Annotated in this window: 1 protein-coding gene; it reads right to left on the bottom strand. The window is 73.5% G+C overall.

Going from position 1 to position 706, the window contains the following annotated elements:
* Nucleotides 1-685: PEGA domain-containing protein (locus tag D7V77_RS42325; RefSeq protein ID WP_120581762.1), on the bottom strand; the 685-nt coding region annotated here is incomplete at its 3' end.
* Between the last annotated feature and the right edge of the window lie 21 nt (nt 686-706).

The following is a 706-nucleotide window of genomic DNA, read 5'->3' as shown; positions in this document are numbered from 1 at the left end:
CCATCCCCAGGTGGCACTCCGCGGCCGTCTCCACCAGCCTCAGGCACGTCCCGAACTTCTCACTGGCCTGCCCCGGCTTGCCCGCCAGGAGCAACTCCAAGCCCAGCGTGTACTCCGCCCCCGCGCTCGGGGACCCCACGATCCAATCCAGGGCCTCGCGCGATTCGCCCTGGGCGTTGATGCTCGGCATGCCCTTCCGGGTGCCTGCCTTCTGCGGCTCCGGCACCCGTGCGTCCACCACCGGCTCGGGGGGCGGCGGCGGGGGTGGCAGGCGCTCCAGCGTCACCTGCACGCGCTCCGGCACCGCCGCCTGCGACACGGTGGTCGACCACGGATGGTGGCCCACGTAGCGCAGCTCCAACTGGTGCGAGTCCTCCCCTGGAGCGACCTTCAGGGTCGTCGGCGTCACCCCGACATACTTGCCGTCCCAGCGCACCTCCGCGCCCGGAGGCACCGACACCACCTGGAGATTGCGCCCCGGCGATTCCGACATGTCGGGGAGCACCGCCCGCCCCACGAAGAAAATCACCGCCGCCGCGATGACGGCCGCCCAGACCCAGCCAGGCACTCCCGCGCCCATGTCCGCCGCGGGACTGCCGCCCACCAGCGCCCCGGGCACGTGCTCCTCAGGGAACGCCTCGGCGTGCGCGCGGTGCACCGCGGACGCCCGCTCCGGCTCGTCCATTCCCCCCGGGCCACCCTCCCC

It is taken from the genome of Corallococcus sp. CA041A (genome assembly GCF_003612075.1).
GTDB lineage: Bacteria > Myxococcota > Myxococcia > Myxococcales > Myxococcaceae > Corallococcus > Corallococcus exiguus.
Note: the sequence above shows the minus strand (reverse complement) of the source record. Positions and strands in the feature narration are given on the sequence as shown.